Source organism: Luteimonas saliphila, from assembly GCF_016774335.1.
Classification (GTDB): Bacteria; Pseudomonadota; Gammaproteobacteria; order Xanthomonadales; family Xanthomonadaceae; genus Luteimonas; species Luteimonas saliphila.
Map to the genome: position 1 here is coordinate 1 of NZ_JAETWA010000046.1, position 16,522 is coordinate 16,522.

Below are 16,522 nucleotides of genomic sequence, written 5' to 3' on the forward strand. Positions count from 1 at the left end.
GATTGCTAGAAGAACCACAGCCGCGGCGAGGCCAGCAACAGCCCAGCGAAATAACCATTTCAGTAGCGACACTGTTGCCATAGCGGCCTAACGCCTGAATTAAGCCGCGCCGCGAAGCGGCGTCGGCTTGAATGAATTGTTAGGTGGCGCACTAGTCACCACCAGCTCCACCGCTGTCACCACCCCCATCACCGCCGCTGCAACCACAGAGCCCGATGCCTGGCCCGTCTGGTGCGCCTCCATCCGAGGGGAAGTACAGTGGGTCGACTGTGCTGGGTGAGGAGGGGCCAAGCGCTTGAGAAGAAGCAAATGCTACACAGACAACTGCCCCAATAACTGGCACTAGCCAAATGAGTCCGAGCTGTAGCCAGCGTTGCGATGTTGAAAAGACGGAGACACGAAGAACCTCAACCGATGCGAAAACGTTGATGATCGCGACGACTGCAACCAATAGAAACGTCAGCTCCATCGAAATCTCCAAAGCCACCTAACGCCTGAGTTAAGCCGCGCCGCGTAGTGGAGCAAAGCACATGGCAAGCTGTACCTGCCATGTGCTTTGTGTAACGAAGCGGCGTCGGCTTGAACGAATTGTTAGGCGGAACGCTACGACGAAAATCGGGGTGCGACAAGCTCTTGGCTTGGGATGGGGCCGGAGCCCGTGGCACCCGGGCGCGCCGGTCAGGAATCTGTCCTGGGACCTGGCCGAAGCCGGCGATGGACGGTCCGTTTGCAACGCCTGAGTCCAGCCATCCGAAGGCGGCCGCGACGAACTGTCCCGGCGCGCTTGCGATCCACTGCCCGAAGCTAAAGGATGCTGAAATCACATTGGCCGATCGGGTCGCGAAGAAGAGCGGCGGAACGACACTGCAGCGTGCCGCCTAACGCCTGAGTTAAGCCGCGCCGCGAAGCGGCGTCGGCTTGAATGAATTGTTAGGCCTGTGGCAAGGCAACTGATTTACCAGTACGCGTATCAACTTGCCACCTGCCAACGATAGTGCCATCAATTCTGTATGTAACGATGAAAAGCCACGTTGTATCTACACCATCAGACCGCTCCGGCCGTTGAACTGACCAAGATCGATCTTTTGTGTCATGCGCCATGCTTTCCGCGTCGTCGACAGCAAAAATCTCTTCCGCGTGCTCATCGAGAACAATCTCAAGTGCTGTTGTTGGTGTGATGCGAAGAGTTGTTGTGGCATAGACGGATGACGCTGCCATGGCGAGAAGGGCAACAAGAGAAGCGACAAGCGTTGTCCTAGACACGATGATCTCTCCTCACAGGCCTAACGCCTGAATTAAGCCGCGCCGCGAAGCGGCGTCGGCTTGAATGAATTGTTAGGCATTGCGCCGTGAGACGTTGGAGCGCAAAGCCAGAAGCACAAGTAGCACTGTCCACACAGTTGTAGCAAGCAGATACGGCAGAAAAATTGTCTCGCTGAGCACCGACCAAGCCGGCCCCCAGCCCTCCGTGGTTGTGACCCCGGCGCGCTCTAGGCGATTGAGGGCCAGGCGAGGACCAAAGACCCAAGCGCCGCCGGCAGTGGAGAGTATGCAGATCCCAACTAAAGCGACGGCCGCTCTCCTGAGTAAGGGTCTATCTACCAGCAAAGCAAAGATTGCGAATGCTGTGGTGAGAAGGAGTACGGCTATCGCATCAGCTCTCATAAGCATAGACAGTCTCCCCGCAATGCCTAACGCCTGAGTTAAGCCGCGCCGCGTAGTGGAGCAAAGCACATGGCAAGCTGTACCTGCCATGTGCTTTGTGTAACGAAGCGGCGTCGGCTTGAACGAACTGTTAGGCGGAACGCTACGACGAAAATCGGGGTGCGGCAAGCTCTTGGCTTGGGATGTGGCCGGAGCCAGTGCCGACTGGGCGCGCCGGCCCGGAACTTGTCCCCGGACTTGGCCGAAGCCGGCGATGGACGGTCCGGTTGCCACGCCTGGTCCGAGCTACCGAAGGCGGCCGCGACGAACTGTCCCGGCGCGCTGGCGAGTACTTGGCCGAAGCCAAAGATGCCGGCAGCATTCTGGCCGATCCGATGGCGGCGACACTCAATGACACGACATTGGAGCGTGCCGCCTAACGCCTAGTAGACCCCAAAAGCGGGGAATAGCGCCGAGTATTCAGCCTCGCCCGCGGCCGGTCAATTCGGTGAATTCCTACCCCGGACCGGGTAGTTACCGGATTCCCGCACCGCGCGCCCGGACACACCCTATGTAAACCGCCCCCGGGTATGCGGGGATATTTTTTATCGACACGGAACCGTCTGATAAACATGGACGCCAAGGAAGCGCGTGCTCCCCGGTTGTTCGACGAAGTTCGTCGCAAGCTGCGGGTACATCACTACAGCTTGCGCACGGAGCGTGCGTACCTGGGGTGGATCCGCCGGTTCATCCTGGCCAATGGCCGGCGCCATCCGCGAACGCTGGGTGGGCGCGAGGTCGAGGCGTTCCTCAGCCGGCTGGCGGTGCAGGGCAAGGTGGCGGCGAGCACGCAGAACCAGGCGCTGTCGGCGCTGCTGTTCCTGTACCGCGAGGTGCTCGGGGTGCGCCTGCCGTGGATGGAGGACGTCATCCGCGCGAAGCGCCCGGCGCGCCTGCCCGTGGTGCTGTCGCAGGCAGAGGTGCGGGCGCTGCTGGCCTGCATGGACGGGCGCACGGGGCTGATCGCGCAACTGCTGTACGGCACCGGCCTGCGCCTGATGGAGGCGCTGCGGCTGCGGGTCAAGGATGTCGACTTCGGTCGCAACGAGATCGTGGTGCGCAACGGCAAGGGCGGGCGCGATCGGCGTACGCTGCTGCCGGCTTCGCTGGCGGCGCCGCTGCAGGAGGAGGTCGATCGTGCGCGCGTCCTCCACCAGCGCGATCTGGCCGCCGGCTTCGGCGCGGTCTGGCTGCCGCATGCGCTGGCGCGCAAGTACCCGGGCGCACCGACCGAGTTCGGGTGGCAGTACGTGTTCCCGGCCCTGCGCCTGTCGGTGGATCCGCACGACGGCACCATCCGGCGCCACCACCTCGATGATGCCACCCTCTCGCGCGCGATCCGCCGCGCGCGCCTGCTTGCAGGCATCGACAAGCCGGTGTCTGCGCACACGCTGCGGCACTCGTTCGCCACCCACCTGCTGGAGGCCGGCTACGACATCCGCACCATCCAGGAACTGCTCGGCCACAAGGACGTGGCCACCACGCAGATCTACACCCACGTGCTCAACCGGGGCGGCCGCGGCGTGCTCAGTCCGCTCGATCATTAGCCCGCCGGCAACGGCAATCCGCGGAACGCCTTGACCGTGCGCAGCACGAAGCTCGAGTTGACGTCGGCCACGCCGGCCTGGGCGAGCAGGCGGTCGAGCAGGAAGCGCGAGAAGTGCTCCAGGTCGGCGACGACCACGTGCAGCAGGTAGTCCATGTCGCCGGTCAGGGCGTGGCAGGCGACCACGTCCGGCCAGTCGTTGACCCGGGTCGCGAACGCGGCGACGGATTCGGCGTCGTGCCGGGCCAGCTGCACGCGCACGAAGGCCTGCAGGCCCAGGCCGAGACGGTCGCCGTCGAGCTCAGCGCGGTAGCCGGCGATCACGCCTTCGCGCTCCAGCCGCTGCACCCGGCGCAGGCAGGCCGAGGCGGACAGGTGCACGCGTTCGGCCAGGTCGGCATTGGTCTGGCGGCCCGCCTGCTGGAGTTGCGCGAGCAGCAGCAGATCGGTGCGGTCGAGCTCGATCTCGGTCATTCCATGCCGTCTCTGCCAAGTTTGAGCAATGATCTTGCGCTATCGCGGGCCTATGGCGCAACTTCGCAAGCCTGTTGCGCCAATCGGCAGATACTCTGGCTTGGATCCCGCCGCCCCACCCGCGAGGCGAACAGGGCAACCCGTCCCGGAGACCCGCATGTCCGCACCCCCGCGCCGCGTCGAGAATCTGCATACCGACAAGGGCAAGGTCCCGGTCTATGCCACCGGCATCGTCGAGCAGCCCTGGGACGAGTACGACGCCGCCGACCACGCCACCTGGGCCACCCTGTTCGCGCGCCAGCGCGAGGTGCTCGTCGGCCGCGCCAGCACGGAGTTCCTGCAGGCACAGGACGCGATGGGTATGAGCCCGCACGCGATCCCGAAGTACGCCGATCTCAACGCAGTGCTGGGCGAGGCCACCGGCTGGCAGCTGATCGGGGTGGAGGGCCTGCTGCCGGAGCTCGATTTCTTCGACCATCTCGCCAACCGCCGCTTCCCGGTGACCTGGTGGATCCGCAAGCCCGAACAGATCGACTACATCGAGGAACCCGACCTGTTCCACGACCTGTTCGGCCACGTGCCGCTGCTGATGAACCCGGTGTTCGCCGACTACATGCAGGCCTACGGGCGCGGCGGCGTGAAGGCGCATGGCATCGGCCCCGAGGCGCTGCAGAACCTGACCCGCCTGTACTGGTATACGGTCGAGTTCGGCCTGATCCGCGAGGCCGGTGCCCTGCGCATCTACGGCAGCGGCATCGTCTCGTCGAAGGGCGAGTCGCTGCACGCGCTGGAAAGCGCCGCGCCCAACCGCATCGGCTTCGACCTGGAGCGGATCATGCGCACGCGCTACCGCATCGACAGCTACCAGAAGACCTATTTCGTGATCGACAGCTTCCAGCAGCTGATCGACGCCACCGCGCCCGACTTCACCCCGGTCTACGCGCGGCTGGCCGAACAGCCGTCGATCGCGGCGGGCACGGTGCTCGACGGCGACCTGGTGTTCCAGCGCGGCAGCGGCGAAGGCTGGGCCAGCGACGGCGACGTGTGACGCTTCGCCACGTAGGAGCGCCTTCAGGCGCGACGCTTTTCGGGCCGTCTTCCCGGTCGGCAGGCCGTTGCGCCTGAAGCCGCGCCTGCGCACGGGCAGGTCGAAGGTTCCCGCTGCAACGACCGCGGCCGCAGTGCGCGGAAATGCTAGAGTTGCGCGGCTTTTTCGCCGCGTGTGCTTCCGGCGAACCGCCCTCCCCTCCCTTCGATGACGACTGCCGCCGTGTCCTTCTTCGCGAACGTGGAACTGGTTCCTGGTGACCCCATCCTCGGCCTGACCGAGGCCTACAACGCCGATGGCCGCGCCACCCGGGTCAACCTCGGCGTGGGCATCTACTACGACGAGGACGGCCGCATCCCGGTGCTGCGCGCGGTGCAGCAGGTCGAGCGCCGGCTGGCGGAGCAGAGCAAGCCGCGCGGCTACCTGCCGATCGACGGCCTGCCCGACTACACTCGCGCCACCCGCGAACTGCTGTTCGGCGCCGACGCGGCACTGATCGCCGAGGGCCGAGCCACCACCACCCAGACCATCGGCGGCAGCGGCGCGCTGCGCGCGGGCGCGGAGCTGCTGAAGAAGTCGCTGCCGGCCGCGCGCATCGCCATCAGCAACCCGAGCTGGGAGAACCATCGCGCGGTGTTCGGCGCGGTCGGCTTCGAGATCGTCGACTACACCTACTTCGATGCGTCCACGCACGGGCTGGATTTCGACGGCATGCTCGCCGACCTCGCCGCGCTCGAGGCCGGCACCGTGGTGCTGCTGCACGCCTGCTGCCACAACCCCACCGGCGCCGACCTCACGCCCGCGCAGTGGGAGCGCGTGATCGCGCTGCTGCACGAGCGCAACCTGTTCCCCTTCATCGACATGGCCTACCAGGGCTTCGACCGCGGCATCGCCGAGGATGCGCTGGCGATCCGGCTGCTGGCCGCCTCGCCGATCCGCAACTTCGTCGTCGCCAGTTCCTACTCGAAATCGTTCTCGCTCTACGGCGAGCGCGTCGGCGCGCTGACGGTGGTCGCCGACGACGCCGACGAGGCCAGGCGCGTGCAGTCGCAGGTCAAGCGCCTGATCCGCGCCAACTACTCGAGTCCTTCGACGCACGGCGCGGCGCTGGTGGCCGGCGTGCTCAACGATCCGGCGCTGCGCGCGCAGTGGGAAGAGGAACTGGGCCAGATGCGCACCCGCATACATGCGCTGCGCCGCGGGCTGGTGGAGCAGCTCGCCGCGCACGGGGCGCCGCAGTACGACTTCATCCAGCGCCAGGCCGGCATGTTCTCGTACTCGGGCCTGTCGCGGGCGCAGGTCGAACGGCTGCGCGAGGAGTTCGGTATCTATGCCGTCGGCACCGGCCGCATCTGCGTCGCGGCGCTGAGCGCGAGCAACCTCGATTACGTGGCGCGTGCGGTGGCGGCGGTCAGCCGCGGCTGAACCGCGGCAGGCCACTGCGCCCGGGGCGTTCGCTTCTCCCGCGGGTCCCGTCCGTTCGTCGCAAGCGCGGGTCGCAAGCGGCGGTCGCCTTTTGCGGCGATCGGGCGGGAATCCCTCCGAGCGGCATGGAGCGCGATCGAGCGATCACGGCGGTCGGCACGGTCGACACGCGCCATCGCGATCCGGGCACTGTTCGGCGCATCCGGTACGTGCGTCGCTTCCGGCCCGCGGCGCGCCGGGTTACCTTCACCAGCCAGCAGGAAGCCTTTCATGACCGCTGCCCGCCACCGTTTGCCGTCAAGCGCCGCCACACGGTGTGCGCACGCCTGCTGCCGGCCCCCATCGCGCGGGCGGCTGGCGCATCGGCGACGCGGGGCTCAGCGATCGATGTCGCGCCACGCCTGGCACGACGACCGGGTCCGCACGCGGGCCTGCTTCGACGTCCTCCCCTCGTCGGAGCGGGCCTGCGGTGCGGCCCGCCTGGGGCGCCCCCACGCGGCTGGTCCGTGGAGCCGCATGCGTCGGGATGCGGTGTGTCGCGCGCCCCGCGCGCGCACCGCCGCCCGCGCCTTTCTTGCGCGACGGCCCTTCCTGCGGATGACGGGTTGATGGCGGGTTCGCGTGTCGTCGTGCGGGGTGGACTGGTCAGCGCCTGCCTCGCCGCGCTGGCGACGGCGGCGGGGCCGGTGGCGGCCATCGACGCTCCGGATGCGGTGACACTCGACCGCGTCGAGGTCACCTCGGCGCGGTTGCGGGGCGTGGCACCGTTCGACGTGCCCGCGTCGCTCAGCGTCGTCGAACTCGACGGCACCGCCGCGCGCGCCGGCGTGAGCGTGTCCGAAGCCTTGGGCGGCGTGCCCGGACTGGCGGCACGAGAACGCCAGAACTATGCGCAGGACACGCAGTTGTCGATCCGCGGCTTCGGCGCGCGCTCCACCTTCGGCGTGCGCGGCCTGCGCCTGTATGCCGACGGCATTCCCGCCACCATGCCCGATGGCCAGGGCCAGGTCTCGCACTTCAACCTGGCCGGCGCGCAGCGCATCGAGGTGCTGCGCGGACCGTTCTCGGCGCTGCACGGAAATTCGTCCGGCGGCGTGGTGCAGATCTGGAGCGCCCAGGGCACTTCGCCGGCGAACGGACACCTGCAGGCGGGCCTCGGGCGCGACGACAGCCGGGTACTCTCGGCCAGCGCACGCGGCGCAGGCGGCGAAGGCGACAGGGTCGGCTACGCGCTTGCCGCGAGCCGCTTCGACACCGATGGCTGGCGCGACCACAGCGCCGCGCGCCGCACCTCGTTCAATGCCAGGCTGCATGCGCAGCTGCCCGGCGACGGCCGCCTGTCGCTGGTCGCCAACCATTTCGACGCGCCCGACGCGCAGGATCCACTGGGCCTGACCGCGGCGCAGGTGCAGGCCGATCCGCGCCAGGCCACCGCCGTGGCGATGCAGTACGACACCCGCAAGTCGGCACGCCAGGGGCAGCTGGGGCTGCGCTACGAACAGCCCTTCGGCGATAGCCACCGGTTCGAGGCGATGGCCTATGGCGGCCAGCGCGCGATCGAGCAGTACCTGGCGCTGCCGGTCGGCGCGCAGGGCAATCCGCTCAATTCCGGCGGCGTGATCGACCTCGACAACGAGTACGGCGGGCTCGACCTGCGCTGGCGCTGGAGTGGCACGCTCGCCGGGCGCGCGTTCGAAGTCACCGCCGGCGCGAACGCCGACCGCCAGCGCCAGCATCGCCGCGGATACGAGAACTTCATCGGCGATGCACTGGGCGTGCGCGGCCGGCTGCGCCGCGACGAGCGCAACCGGGTGGAGAACCTCGACCAGTACGCGCAGGCCTGGTGGCGTTTCGCCGAGCGCTGGTCGCTGCTGGCCGGTGCGCGCCACAGCCAGGTGCGCTTCCGTTCCGGCGACCGCTACGTCACCGCCACCAACCCCGACGACAGCGGCCGCGTCGACTATTCCGAAACCACGCCGGTGCTCGGCCTGGTGTTCGCGCCGCGCGAGGACTGGCGCCTGTACGCTTCGGCCGGCCGCGGTTTCGAGACGCCGACCTTCAACGAACTCAGCTATCGCGCCGACGGCGGCGCCGGCCTGGCCTTCGACCTTGCGCCCGCCAACAGCACCAACGTGGAGCTGGGCACGAAATGGCGCAACGCGCGCGGCATGCAGGTCGAAGCCGCGCTGTTCCGCGCCGACACCGACGACGAGCTGGCGGTGGCGCGCAACGTCGGCGGGCGCAGCAGCTTCCGCAACGTCGGGCACGCGCGTCGCGAGGGCGCGGAGTTGTCGGCGGCGTTGCCGCTGGACGAGACCTGGACGCTGGAACTGGCATGGACCTGGCTCGATGCGCGTTTCCGCGACAGCTTCCCGATCTGCACCGGCGCCGGCTGCACCGATCCTTCGGTGCTGGTGCCGGCGGGCAGCACGATTCCCGGCACCGCGCGGCGACAGGCATCGGCACGACTGCAATGGCAGCCGCGCGCGTGGCGGCTGGCGCTGGAAGCGGTCGGTTCGGGCGCGGTCGGCGTCAACGACGCCGGCAGCGAGCAGGCGCCGGGTTACGTCGTCGCCAACCTCGAGGCCGCGCGCGAGTGGCGCCTGTTCCAGGGCCAGTTGCGTGCGTTCGCGCGCGTCGACAACCTGTTCGACCACGCCTATATCGGATCGGTGATCGTCAACGAAGGCAATGGCCGCTACTACGAGCCCGCGCCCGGACGCGGGCTGCTGCTGGGGCTGCGCTGGCAGTGGCAGGCAGGCGCAGACTAGGGATCCTCTGGACGAGTGTCATTTCGCGCGCAGCGAGAAATCCATGCTGCTGATTGTTCGAGATTTCTCGCTGCGCTCTGGCAAACCAGACCTGTTCAGAGGTTCCCTAGCGGGGCGCAGGACCGGGTGTCGGGCGACGGGTCTGCACCGCCGCTAGAATCGGCCCATGGACACGCCTGCCGATTTCATCGAGGTCACCCCCGGCGCGCTCGATCCGCAGGCCTGCGCCGCGATCGTCGAGCGCTTGCGCACGAGCGACGCACTGCAACCCGGGCGGATCGGCGGTGGCGTGTATCCAGAGCTCAAGCGCAGCCGCGACCTGGCGATCAGCGAGCGCGGCGACTGGGCGGACGTGGCGCAGGCGCTCAACGTCGCCGTCTACGGGGGCCTGATCGCCTACCTGCGCAAGTATCCGCAGGCGCTGATCGCGCCGCTGATGCTGCAGCAACCCGACGGCCAGGGCGGGCTGCGGCGGCTGTCGGCGGACGACATCGCCGCGCTCGACGACCGCGCGCTGGGCCAGCTCGCGCGCACCTGCCTGCGGCCCGGCGCGATCAACCTGCAGTGGTACCGCGCCGGGGAAGGCGGTTATCCGTACTGGCACTGCGAGCTGTACCCGCGTGCGGCCGACGGCGAGACCCTGCACCGCCACCTGCTGTGGACGATCTACCTCAACGACGGCTTCGGCGCGGGCGAGACCGAGTTCCTGTTCCAGCAACGCAGGATCGCCCCGCGCACCGGCGACCTGCTGCTCGCGCCTACCGCCTTCACCCATACCCACCGCGGCAACCGGCCCGAGGGCGGCGACAAGTTCATCGCCACCAGCTGGATCCTGTTCCAGCGCGCCGAGGCGCTGTACGGCGCCGCCCGGTCCGGCCCCGCGTAGGGCGCGGGACCGGGGCGCCGCGTCAACCGGCGACGCGGGGCTGGTTGAGCACCAGCCAGTACAGGCCGATCTGCTTGACCACGTCGACGAACTGCTCGAAGTTGACCGGCTTGCGGATGTAGCTGTTTACGCCGAGCGCGTAGGTCGCCTCGACATCGAAGGGTTCGTCGCTGGTGGTCAGCACCACCACCGGCAGCGCGCGGGTACGCGCATCGCCGCGGATCGCCTGCAGCACCTCGCGGCCATCGAGCTTGGGCAGGTTGAGGTCGAGCAGCACGATCGCCGGCAACCGGTGCGGATCGCGACCGGCGTGCGAGCCGCGCGCGAACAGGTAGTCGAGCGCCTCGGCACCATCGCGCACCACCACCAGCTGATGTTCGATGCTCGCTTCGGCGAAGGCGATGCGCGTCAGTTCGGCATCGTCCGGGTTGTCCTCGATCAGCAGGATGTCGTTCTGGTTCATGGCATCAGGCTCTCGCCGGGCCCTGAAGCAGCCGGCAATTCGATGAAGAAGGTGCTTCCCTCGCCCGGCTGCGAGCGCGCCCACAACCGGCCGCCGTGGCGCTGTGCCACCTGCTGCGCGATCGCGAGGCCGAGCCCGTTGCCGCCGCCCTGTTCGGCGGCATGCAGGCGCTGGAACGGCAGGAACAGCTTGTGAGCATAACGCATGTCGAAACCGCAACCGCGGTCGTGGATCGCCAGCTGCAGGCGCTCGCCGTCGGCGGCGCCCTCGACCAGGATCTCCACCCGCTCGCGCCCGGCGGAGAACTTCCACGCGTTGTCCAGCACCTGCCGCAGCAGGATCTTGAGCCAGTGTTCGTCGCCGCGCGCGAACAGGCCCGGTGGCACCTCGATGTCGGCCGCACGTGCAGGATCCTCGTCCTGCAGTTCGGCCGCGACCCATTCGCACAACAGGCCGACGTCGACATCGTCCTGGCGCAGCGGCTGCCGCGCCGCGCGCAGCAGCAGCAGCAATGCGTCGACGAGGCGCTCGGCGCGCACCGTCGCGGCGCGGATGCGCGCCAGGTCGGTGCGGCCGGCATCGCCGACCGCACCGGATTCGTCGAGTTTCGCCGCGAAGCCGGCGATGCCGCGCAGCGGCGCGCGCAGGTCGTGCGAAATGCCGTGGACGAGCTGGTCCTGCAGTTGCGCCGCCGCGTCCTCGTGCCGGCGCCTCCGCAGGGCCTCGCCGTTGTCCTCGCACTGCAGCAGGATCGCGCCCGCATGCGTGCCTTCTCCATCCAGCGCCACGAGGCTGATCCGCCAGGCGCGCCCGTCCTCGTCCGTGGCCTCGTGCACCTGGCGCGCCCCGCGCGCGGCGGCGGGCGCCGCAAGCAGGGCGGCGACGCCCTGCCGGGTACCCTCGTCGAACAGTCCCTCGTGCGCTCGCGTGCCGAGCAGCCCGTCCGCGGGCCGGTCCAGCAGCCGGCACATCGCGGCATTGACCAAGAGCCACTCACCCTGCGGCGACAACACGGCCATGCCGGCGTCGGCTTGCGCGAACGCCTGGCGGTAAAGGGAAATGGAATCAACCTCCACGATCGGTCATGGTGTCGCGGGGAACAGGCCCGCGGTCGACAGTCTACGGAACCGCGATGTGCAGGGCCGGTGCAGGATACGTGAACCGCGACCGGGTCGCACCCGGGCGCCCTCGCTCAGAACAGCTCGCCCTGCGGACCCGCGTCCGCCGGCGCGCGGAACCGGGTCGCATCGAGCGGCGGCAGCCGGCCGAACCCGAGCTTGCGCCGGGCCCGCTCGAAACGCGCCGCGACCAGGTCGGCGAACGGCCCCTCGCCGCGCATGCGCTTGCCGAAGCGGCTGTCGTAGTCGCGGCCACCTCGCATCTGCCGCACCAGGCTCATCACGTGCGCGGCGCGTTCGGGATGATGCAGCTGCAACCATTCGCGCCAGATGTCCTTGAGTTCGTGCGGCAGCCGCAGCAGCACATACCCCGCGGCGCCTGCCCCGGCCTCGCGCGCGGCCTCCAGGATCGCCTCGAGTTCGCGGTCGTTGATCATCGGGATCACCGGCGCCACCATCACCCCCACCGGCACCCCGGCCTCGGCCAGCGCGCGCATCGCCTCGAGCCGCGCGTGCGGCGCCGAGGCGCGCGGCTCCATCTTCGACGACAGCCGGTTGTCGAGCGTGGTCACCGAGAAGTACACCGTCACCAGCTGTTGCTGCGCCAGCGGCGCGAGCAGGTCGAGATCGCGGGTGACCAGCGCATTCTTGGTGATCAGGCTGAAGGGATGGTGGCACTGCGCCATCACCTCGATCAACGACCGCGTGATCCGGTAGCGGCGTTCGATCGGCTGGTAGGCGTCGGTGTTGATGCCCAGTGCGATCGGCGAGCAGCGGTAGCCCTTGCGCGAGAATTCCGCGCGCAGCCGTTCCGCGGCATTGGTCTTGGCGAACAGCCGGGTTTCGAAATCCAGACCCGGCGACAGGTTGAGGTAGGCGTGCGAGGGCCGCGCGAAGCAGTACACGCAACCGTGCTCGCAGCCGCGGTAGGGATTGACCGACTGCCCGAAGCCGATGTCCGGCGAGTCGTTGCGGCTGACGATGCCGCGCGCGCGTTCCTCGTGCACGCGGGTGTCGGGATGCGGATCCGGATCGGTGTCGTCGCGCGTCCGCAACGACTCCCAGCCGTCGTCCTCGGCATGCGTGGTGGCGACCTCGTAGCGACCGGGCACGTACGACGCCGCGCCGCGCCCCTTCAGCGGCGCGGCGACCGGTGCCTGCGCTTTCGTCGACATCGACATCCGGATAGCCTACGCCCGGGTCGTCGCAACCGCCGCGACGACGACGGAGCCGGCGTGCCGATACTCGAGGTGCTCAGACAGGGCTGGGACGCGCTCGCCGCGGTGCCCAACCTGCGGCTGTACCTGAGCCTGGGCTGGGCGCTGTACCTGCTGCTGCTGGGCGGCTGGATCGCCCTGCAGAAGCGCGAGCCGGTGGCCACGCTGAGCTGGCTGCTGGGACTGGCGCTTCTGCCCTATGTCGGCTTCCTGGTCTATCACGTGTTCGGTCCGCAGAAGATCCGCCGCCAGCGGCTGCGGCGCGCGCGCGCGCGTGGCGACGTCCCGCCCCAGGCCTTCGTCGAGGACGACGAGGTCGCCGAGCTGGCGCGCATGGCGCGTGCCGCCACCGACCTGCCGATGACCACCGCCAGCGACGTGCGCCTGCTGGTGGACGGCGCGGCGAAGTATCGGGCACTGCTCGCGGACATCGCCGCCGCCCGCGACCACGTGCACCTGGAGTACTACATCTGGGACCCCGACCGCAGCGGCGTCGCGTTGCGCGATGCGCTGCTCGAACGTGCGCGCGCGGGCGTGCGCGTGCGGCTGCTGCTCGACGCACTCGGCTCGGCCCGGGCGCAGCGCCTGTTCGGCGACCTGGTCGCGGCCGGCGGCGAGCTCGCGTGGTTCCACCCGACCCGTTTCGGCCGCGTCTGGCAGCGGCCGTGGACCAACCTGCGCACCCACCGCAAGATCGTGGTGATCGACGGACGCATCGGCTACACCGGCGGCATGAACATCAGCGACGACCAGGACGAGACGCTCGCCGCCACCGCCTACCGCGACCTGCACCTGCGCCTGGAAGGCAACGTGGTGCGCGAGCTGCAGCAGGTGTTCGTCGAGGACTGGGCCTACGCCACCGGACAGCGCGATTTCATCGGCGAGGTGACCCGGCAGACGCCGGTGCTGGCGCGCGGCACGGTGCGCGCGCAGGTGATCACCTCCGGCCCGGACTCGTCGTGGGAGGCGATCCATCGCGCCCACGTCGGTGCGATCCATGCGGCGAAGCGTCGCGTGTGGTTGACCACGCCCTATTTCGTCCCAGGCGAGGCGGCGGTCATGTCGCTCACCTCGGCCGCGCTGGCTGGGCTGGACGTGCGCCTGCTGGTGCCGCGCATGAGCGATTCGCGGCTGGTGACGCTGGCCGCGCGTTCGTACTTCGGCCCGCTGCTGGTGGCCGGGGTCAAGATCTACGAGTACGGGCCGCGCATGCTGCACAGCAAATCGCTGCTGGTCGACGACAGCGTGGTGCTGATCGGCAGCGCCAACTTCGACCATCGCAGTTTCCGCCTCAATTTCGAGGTCTCGATGCTGTTCGACGACGCCGGAATCGCGGCCGCACTGGCGCAACTGATCGAGGGCGAGCTGGCGCATGCGCCCCGGGTGCGCCAGGGCCGCCAGCGCGGACTGCTGAGCGCGCGCCTGCCCGAGGCGCTGGCCCGGCTGATGTCGCCGTTGCTCTGACGCGGCCGTTGCGGACAAGCCGACCGGGAGTCTTCGTGGACTTCCACGAGGCGCGTCCTTCGCAGGCCCCGTCGGGACCAGCCCCTGGAGAGGGACGCACTCACACCTGCACGTTGCCGACGCGGATGCCGCCGCGTCCGCAGGTGCGGTGGCAGGCGGATCGCCGGCCCTCCGCACGTCCGGCGGATGGCGCCCGATCCGCCTGCCAGCCGGGAGATCGCCTCGCCCTCGGGGATCCGCAGACGCGCAGCCCGACCAGTCCGATGCGTGCGGCTCGGGCGACGGGTCCCGCGTTGCTCCCGTCTGGGCGAGGACGTCCGCGCCCTCGACCGGCGGGCCGGGCGGCGTCGCGAACGGCACCCGCCCGCGATGCTTGCGGGTAGACTTGACCCGATTCCACGCAGCGGAGCCTGCCCATGCCCTGGTTGTTCCTGTTGCTCGCAGTCGCGGCACTGGCGATCGCCTTCATGGCGTCCTCGATCGCGGTGGTGGTGGTATCCCTGCTGGCGGCGCTGGTCCTGCTGGGGCTGTGGATCCTGGGCCTGCTGGCGCAACGGATCGATACCCAGAGCCGCGACGACAGCCAGATGCTCGATCCACGCGAGCTGCAGCGGCTGCGCGAGATCGCCGAAGCACGGCGCGCAGGTGCCGCCTCCGTCGCACCGACGGCGGACGAACCGCGGATGCCCTGAGCGGTGGCGCTGGCCGCCACCGGCGAGGCCGCATGAGCTGTCGCCTCAGCGTCAACCTCAACAAGATCGCGGCGCTGCGCAACTCGCGCGGTGGCGCCGAACCCGACATGCTGCGGGCCGCTCGCGCCTGCCTCGATGCCGGCGCGCACGGCATCACCGTGCATCCGCGTCCGGACGCACGCCACACCCGCCACGACGACGTGCTGGCGCTGGCCGAACTGACGCGTGAGTACCGCGTCGAGTTCAACCTCGAAGGCAATCCCTTCGCACCCGCACGCGAGGGTTACGCCGGGTTCCTGCGCCTGTGCGAACTCGCGCGCCCCGCGCAGGCGACCCTGGTGCCCGACGACGATGCCCAGCTCACCTCCGACCACGGTTTCGATTTCGCCGGCGAAGTCGCAGCGCTGGCGCCACTGGTCGTGCAGCTCAAGGCGCTCGGCTGCCGGGTCAGCCTGTTCGCCGATGCCGGCAGCGAGGTGTCGCGGGCGGCCGCCGTCGGCGCGGACCGCGTCGAGTTGTACACCGGTCCCTACGCCGAAGCCTTCGCCGCCGGTCGCGCCGATGCGGCGCTCGCCGCCTTCGCCGCGACCGCGCGCGATGCGCTGGCCGCGGGACTCGCGGTCAACGCCGGGCATGATCTCAACCAGGCCAACCTCGGTGCATTCCTCGACGCGGTGCCCGGCGTGCGGGAGGTGTCGATCGGCCACGCCCTGATCGGCGAGGCCCTGTACGCAGGCCTCGCGAGCACGGTGACGCGCTACCTGGCGATCGTCTCCGGCCGCTGAAGCGGCCGCTCTACTTGCGCACGAAACCGATGTGGTCCAGGCCGGCGTTGCGCGCCGTGGCCAGCACCTGCGCCACCGCCTGGTAGTCGCAATCGCCGCTGGCGTCGATGCGCAGCAGCGGCTGCGGCGCGCCGGCGTCAGCCGCGACTGTCGCCATCAGCGTCCGCAGCGCGACCCGGTCGGTGGCGCTGCCGTTCCAGAACACCTGGCCGGACGCATCGATCACAAGGTCGATCGGCGCCGGCGGATCGACCGGTTTCGGCGGCGACGCCTGCGGCAGGTCGAGGTCGATCTGGTGCGACAGTGCCGGCGCGGTGACCATGAAGATGATCAGCAGCACCAGCAGCACGTCGCACAGCGGGATGATGTTGATCTCGGCCATCGTCGGGGAAGACGCCCGGTCGGCCTGGTGTCGCAGTGCCATGACACACCTCCAGCGTGGGTGGACACGCCCCGACGCTACGCCCGGCGAACGGATCGCGCAATCTCGACCAAGGTCGCAGGGGGCGGGCCGCGCGGCACCACGCCGCCACGACCGGTGGGTGGTTCTGGCCGGGCCCCGGGCTCGAGGCCGGAACACGGTTTTCCTCCCGGCCCCGGATTCCAGGCTGATGCGCGGGCGCGAAGGCGCTGGGGACTGTTGTCCGGTCGCTCCGCGTCATTGCCGCCCCGGGGCCGCCGCCGCGAACCCCCGCCGGCCAAGGCGGGACCCGGCCAGCGGGCGCATGCACCAAGCGTGGAGTCCCGGCTCTGCACGTGCCGGCTCGCCGGGCCTCCCGCCTCCGTCGGATGCGGACGCCCCGGATGCGAGATCGGGGAGGCGACCGCCGAAGGCGATCGCCCGGGGACATTCGCACCCCGGTCGGCGGTCGGACACGGAGCGCCCGGGAGAGGACAAAAAAACGCCGCCCGGTGGGCGGCGTCGAAAG

14 protein-coding genes are annotated in these 16,522 nt (G+C 69.4%); 8 read left to right on the forward strand and 6 right to left on the reverse strand.

Going from position 1 to position 16,522, the window contains the following annotated elements; translation table 11 throughout:
* Positions 1 to 930: 930 nt before the first annotated feature.
* Positions 931 to 1,263 (reverse strand): hypothetical protein, encoded by a 333-nt coding sequence (locus JMO03_RS16990; RefSeq protein WP_202844945.1) that lies wholly within the window; start codon positions 1,261 to 1,263, stop codon positions 931 to 933.
* A 1,013-nt stretch (positions 1,264 to 2,276) separates the two neighbouring features.
* On the opposite strand from JMO03_RS16990, the gene JMO03_RS16995 reads away from it, so the two are divergent.
* A complete protein-coding gene (locus tag JMO03_RS16995; protein WP_202844946.1) occupies positions 2,277 to 3,251 on the forward strand; it encodes an integron integrase in 975 nt (324 codons plus the stop codon).
* Here JMO03_RS16995 and JMO03_RS17000 read toward each other — a convergent pair.
* Entirely contained in the window at positions 3,248 to 3,724 is a 477-nt protein-coding gene (locus JMO03_RS17000) for an Lrp/AsnC family transcriptional regulator (protein ID WP_202844947.1), read from the reverse strand. The genes JMO03_RS16995 and JMO03_RS17000 overlap by 4 nt on opposite strands.
* A gap of 157 nt (positions 3,725 to 3,881) precedes the next feature.
* Between JMO03_RS17000 and phhA the strand changes: the two genes are divergently transcribed.
* From phhA to JMO03_RS17020, 4 genes are all read left to right on the forward strand, one after another.
* Positions 3,882 to 4,772: a phenylalanine 4-monooxygenase gene (gene phhA, locus JMO03_RS17005; protein WP_202844948.1), complete on the forward strand. Its 891-nt coding sequence runs from the start codon at positions 3,882 to 3,884 to the stop codon at positions 4,770 to 4,772.
* Positions 4,773 to 4,994: 222 nt separating this feature from the next.
* Positions 4,995 to 6,197 carry an aromatic amino acid transaminase gene (locus JMO03_RS17010; protein WP_202845225.1) on the forward strand — a complete coding sequence of 401 codons (1,203 nt, stop codon included), beginning with the start codon at positions 4,995 to 4,997 and terminating at the stop codon, positions 6,195 to 6,197.
* Between the two features lie 608 nt (positions 6,198 to 6,805).
* On the forward strand, positions 6,806 to 8,968 hold the full coding sequence (locus JMO03_RS17015; RefSeq protein ID WP_202844949.1) for a TonB-dependent receptor family protein: 2,163 nt from the start codon (positions 6,806 to 6,808) through the stop codon (positions 8,966 to 8,968).
* 166 nt (positions 8,969 to 9,134) lie between these two features.
* Positions 9,135 to 9,854, forward strand: coding sequence for a 2OG-Fe(II) oxygenase (locus tag JMO03_RS17020; RefSeq protein ID WP_202844950.1), 720 nt, complete (start codon positions 9,135 to 9,137; stop codon positions 9,852 to 9,854).
* Between the two features lie 22 nt (positions 9,855 to 9,876).
* On the opposite strand, the gene JMO03_RS17025 is transcribed toward JMO03_RS17020, so the two are convergent.
* The 3 genes from JMO03_RS17025 to JMO03_RS17035 all read right to left on the reverse strand — a co-directional run bounded on the left by JMO03_RS17025 (position 9,877) and on the right by JMO03_RS17035 (position 12,610).
* On the reverse strand, positions 9,877 to 10,317 hold the full coding sequence (locus JMO03_RS17025; protein ID WP_202844951.1) for a response regulator: 441 nt from the start codon (positions 10,315 to 10,317) through the stop codon (positions 9,877 to 9,879).
* Complete coding sequence (locus JMO03_RS21545) at positions 10,314 to 11,393, reverse strand: ATP-binding protein (RefSeq protein WP_202844952.1); 1,080 nt, start codon at positions 11,391 to 11,393, stop codon at positions 10,314 to 10,316. Before JMO03_RS21545 ends, JMO03_RS17025 begins: the two co-directional genes overlap by 4 nt.
* 116 nt (positions 11,394 to 11,509) lie before the next feature.
* The gene (locus JMO03_RS17035) at positions 11,510 to 12,610 is read right to left on the reverse strand and encodes a PA0069 family radical SAM protein (protein ID WP_238346282.1); all 1,101 of its coding nucleotides are present in this window, start codon (positions 12,608 to 12,610) and stop codon (positions 11,510 to 11,512) included.
* Between the two features lie 66 nt (positions 12,611 to 12,676).
* Between JMO03_RS17035 and cls the strand changes: the two genes are divergently transcribed.
* From cls to JMO03_RS17050, 3 genes are all read left to right on the forward strand, one after another.
* Complete coding sequence (gene cls / locus JMO03_RS17040; RefSeq protein WP_337926451.1) at positions 12,677 to 14,116, forward strand: cardiolipin synthase; 1,440 nt, start codon at positions 12,677 to 12,679, stop codon at positions 14,114 to 14,116.
* A 416-nt stretch (positions 14,117 to 14,532) separates the two neighbouring features.
* The gene (locus JMO03_RS17045) at positions 14,533 to 14,808 is read left to right on the forward strand and encodes a hypothetical protein (protein ID WP_202844955.1); all 276 of its coding nucleotides are present in this window, start codon (positions 14,533 to 14,535) and stop codon (positions 14,806 to 14,808) included.
* A gap of 32 nt (positions 14,809 to 14,840) precedes the next feature.
* Positions 14,841 to 15,593, forward strand: a complete 753-nt coding sequence (locus JMO03_RS17050; RefSeq protein WP_202844956.1) for a pyridoxine 5'-phosphate synthase — start codon at positions 14,841 to 14,843, stop codon at positions 15,591 to 15,593.
* A 10-nt stretch (positions 15,594 to 15,603) separates the two neighbouring features.
* On the opposite strand, the gene JMO03_RS17055 is transcribed toward JMO03_RS17050, so the two are convergent.
* On the reverse strand, positions 15,604 to 15,975 hold the full coding sequence (locus JMO03_RS17055; RefSeq protein ID WP_202845226.1) for an ExbD/TolR family protein: 372 nt from the start codon (positions 15,973 to 15,975) through the stop codon (positions 15,604 to 15,606).
* Between the last annotated feature and the right edge of the window lie 547 nt (positions 15,976 to 16,522).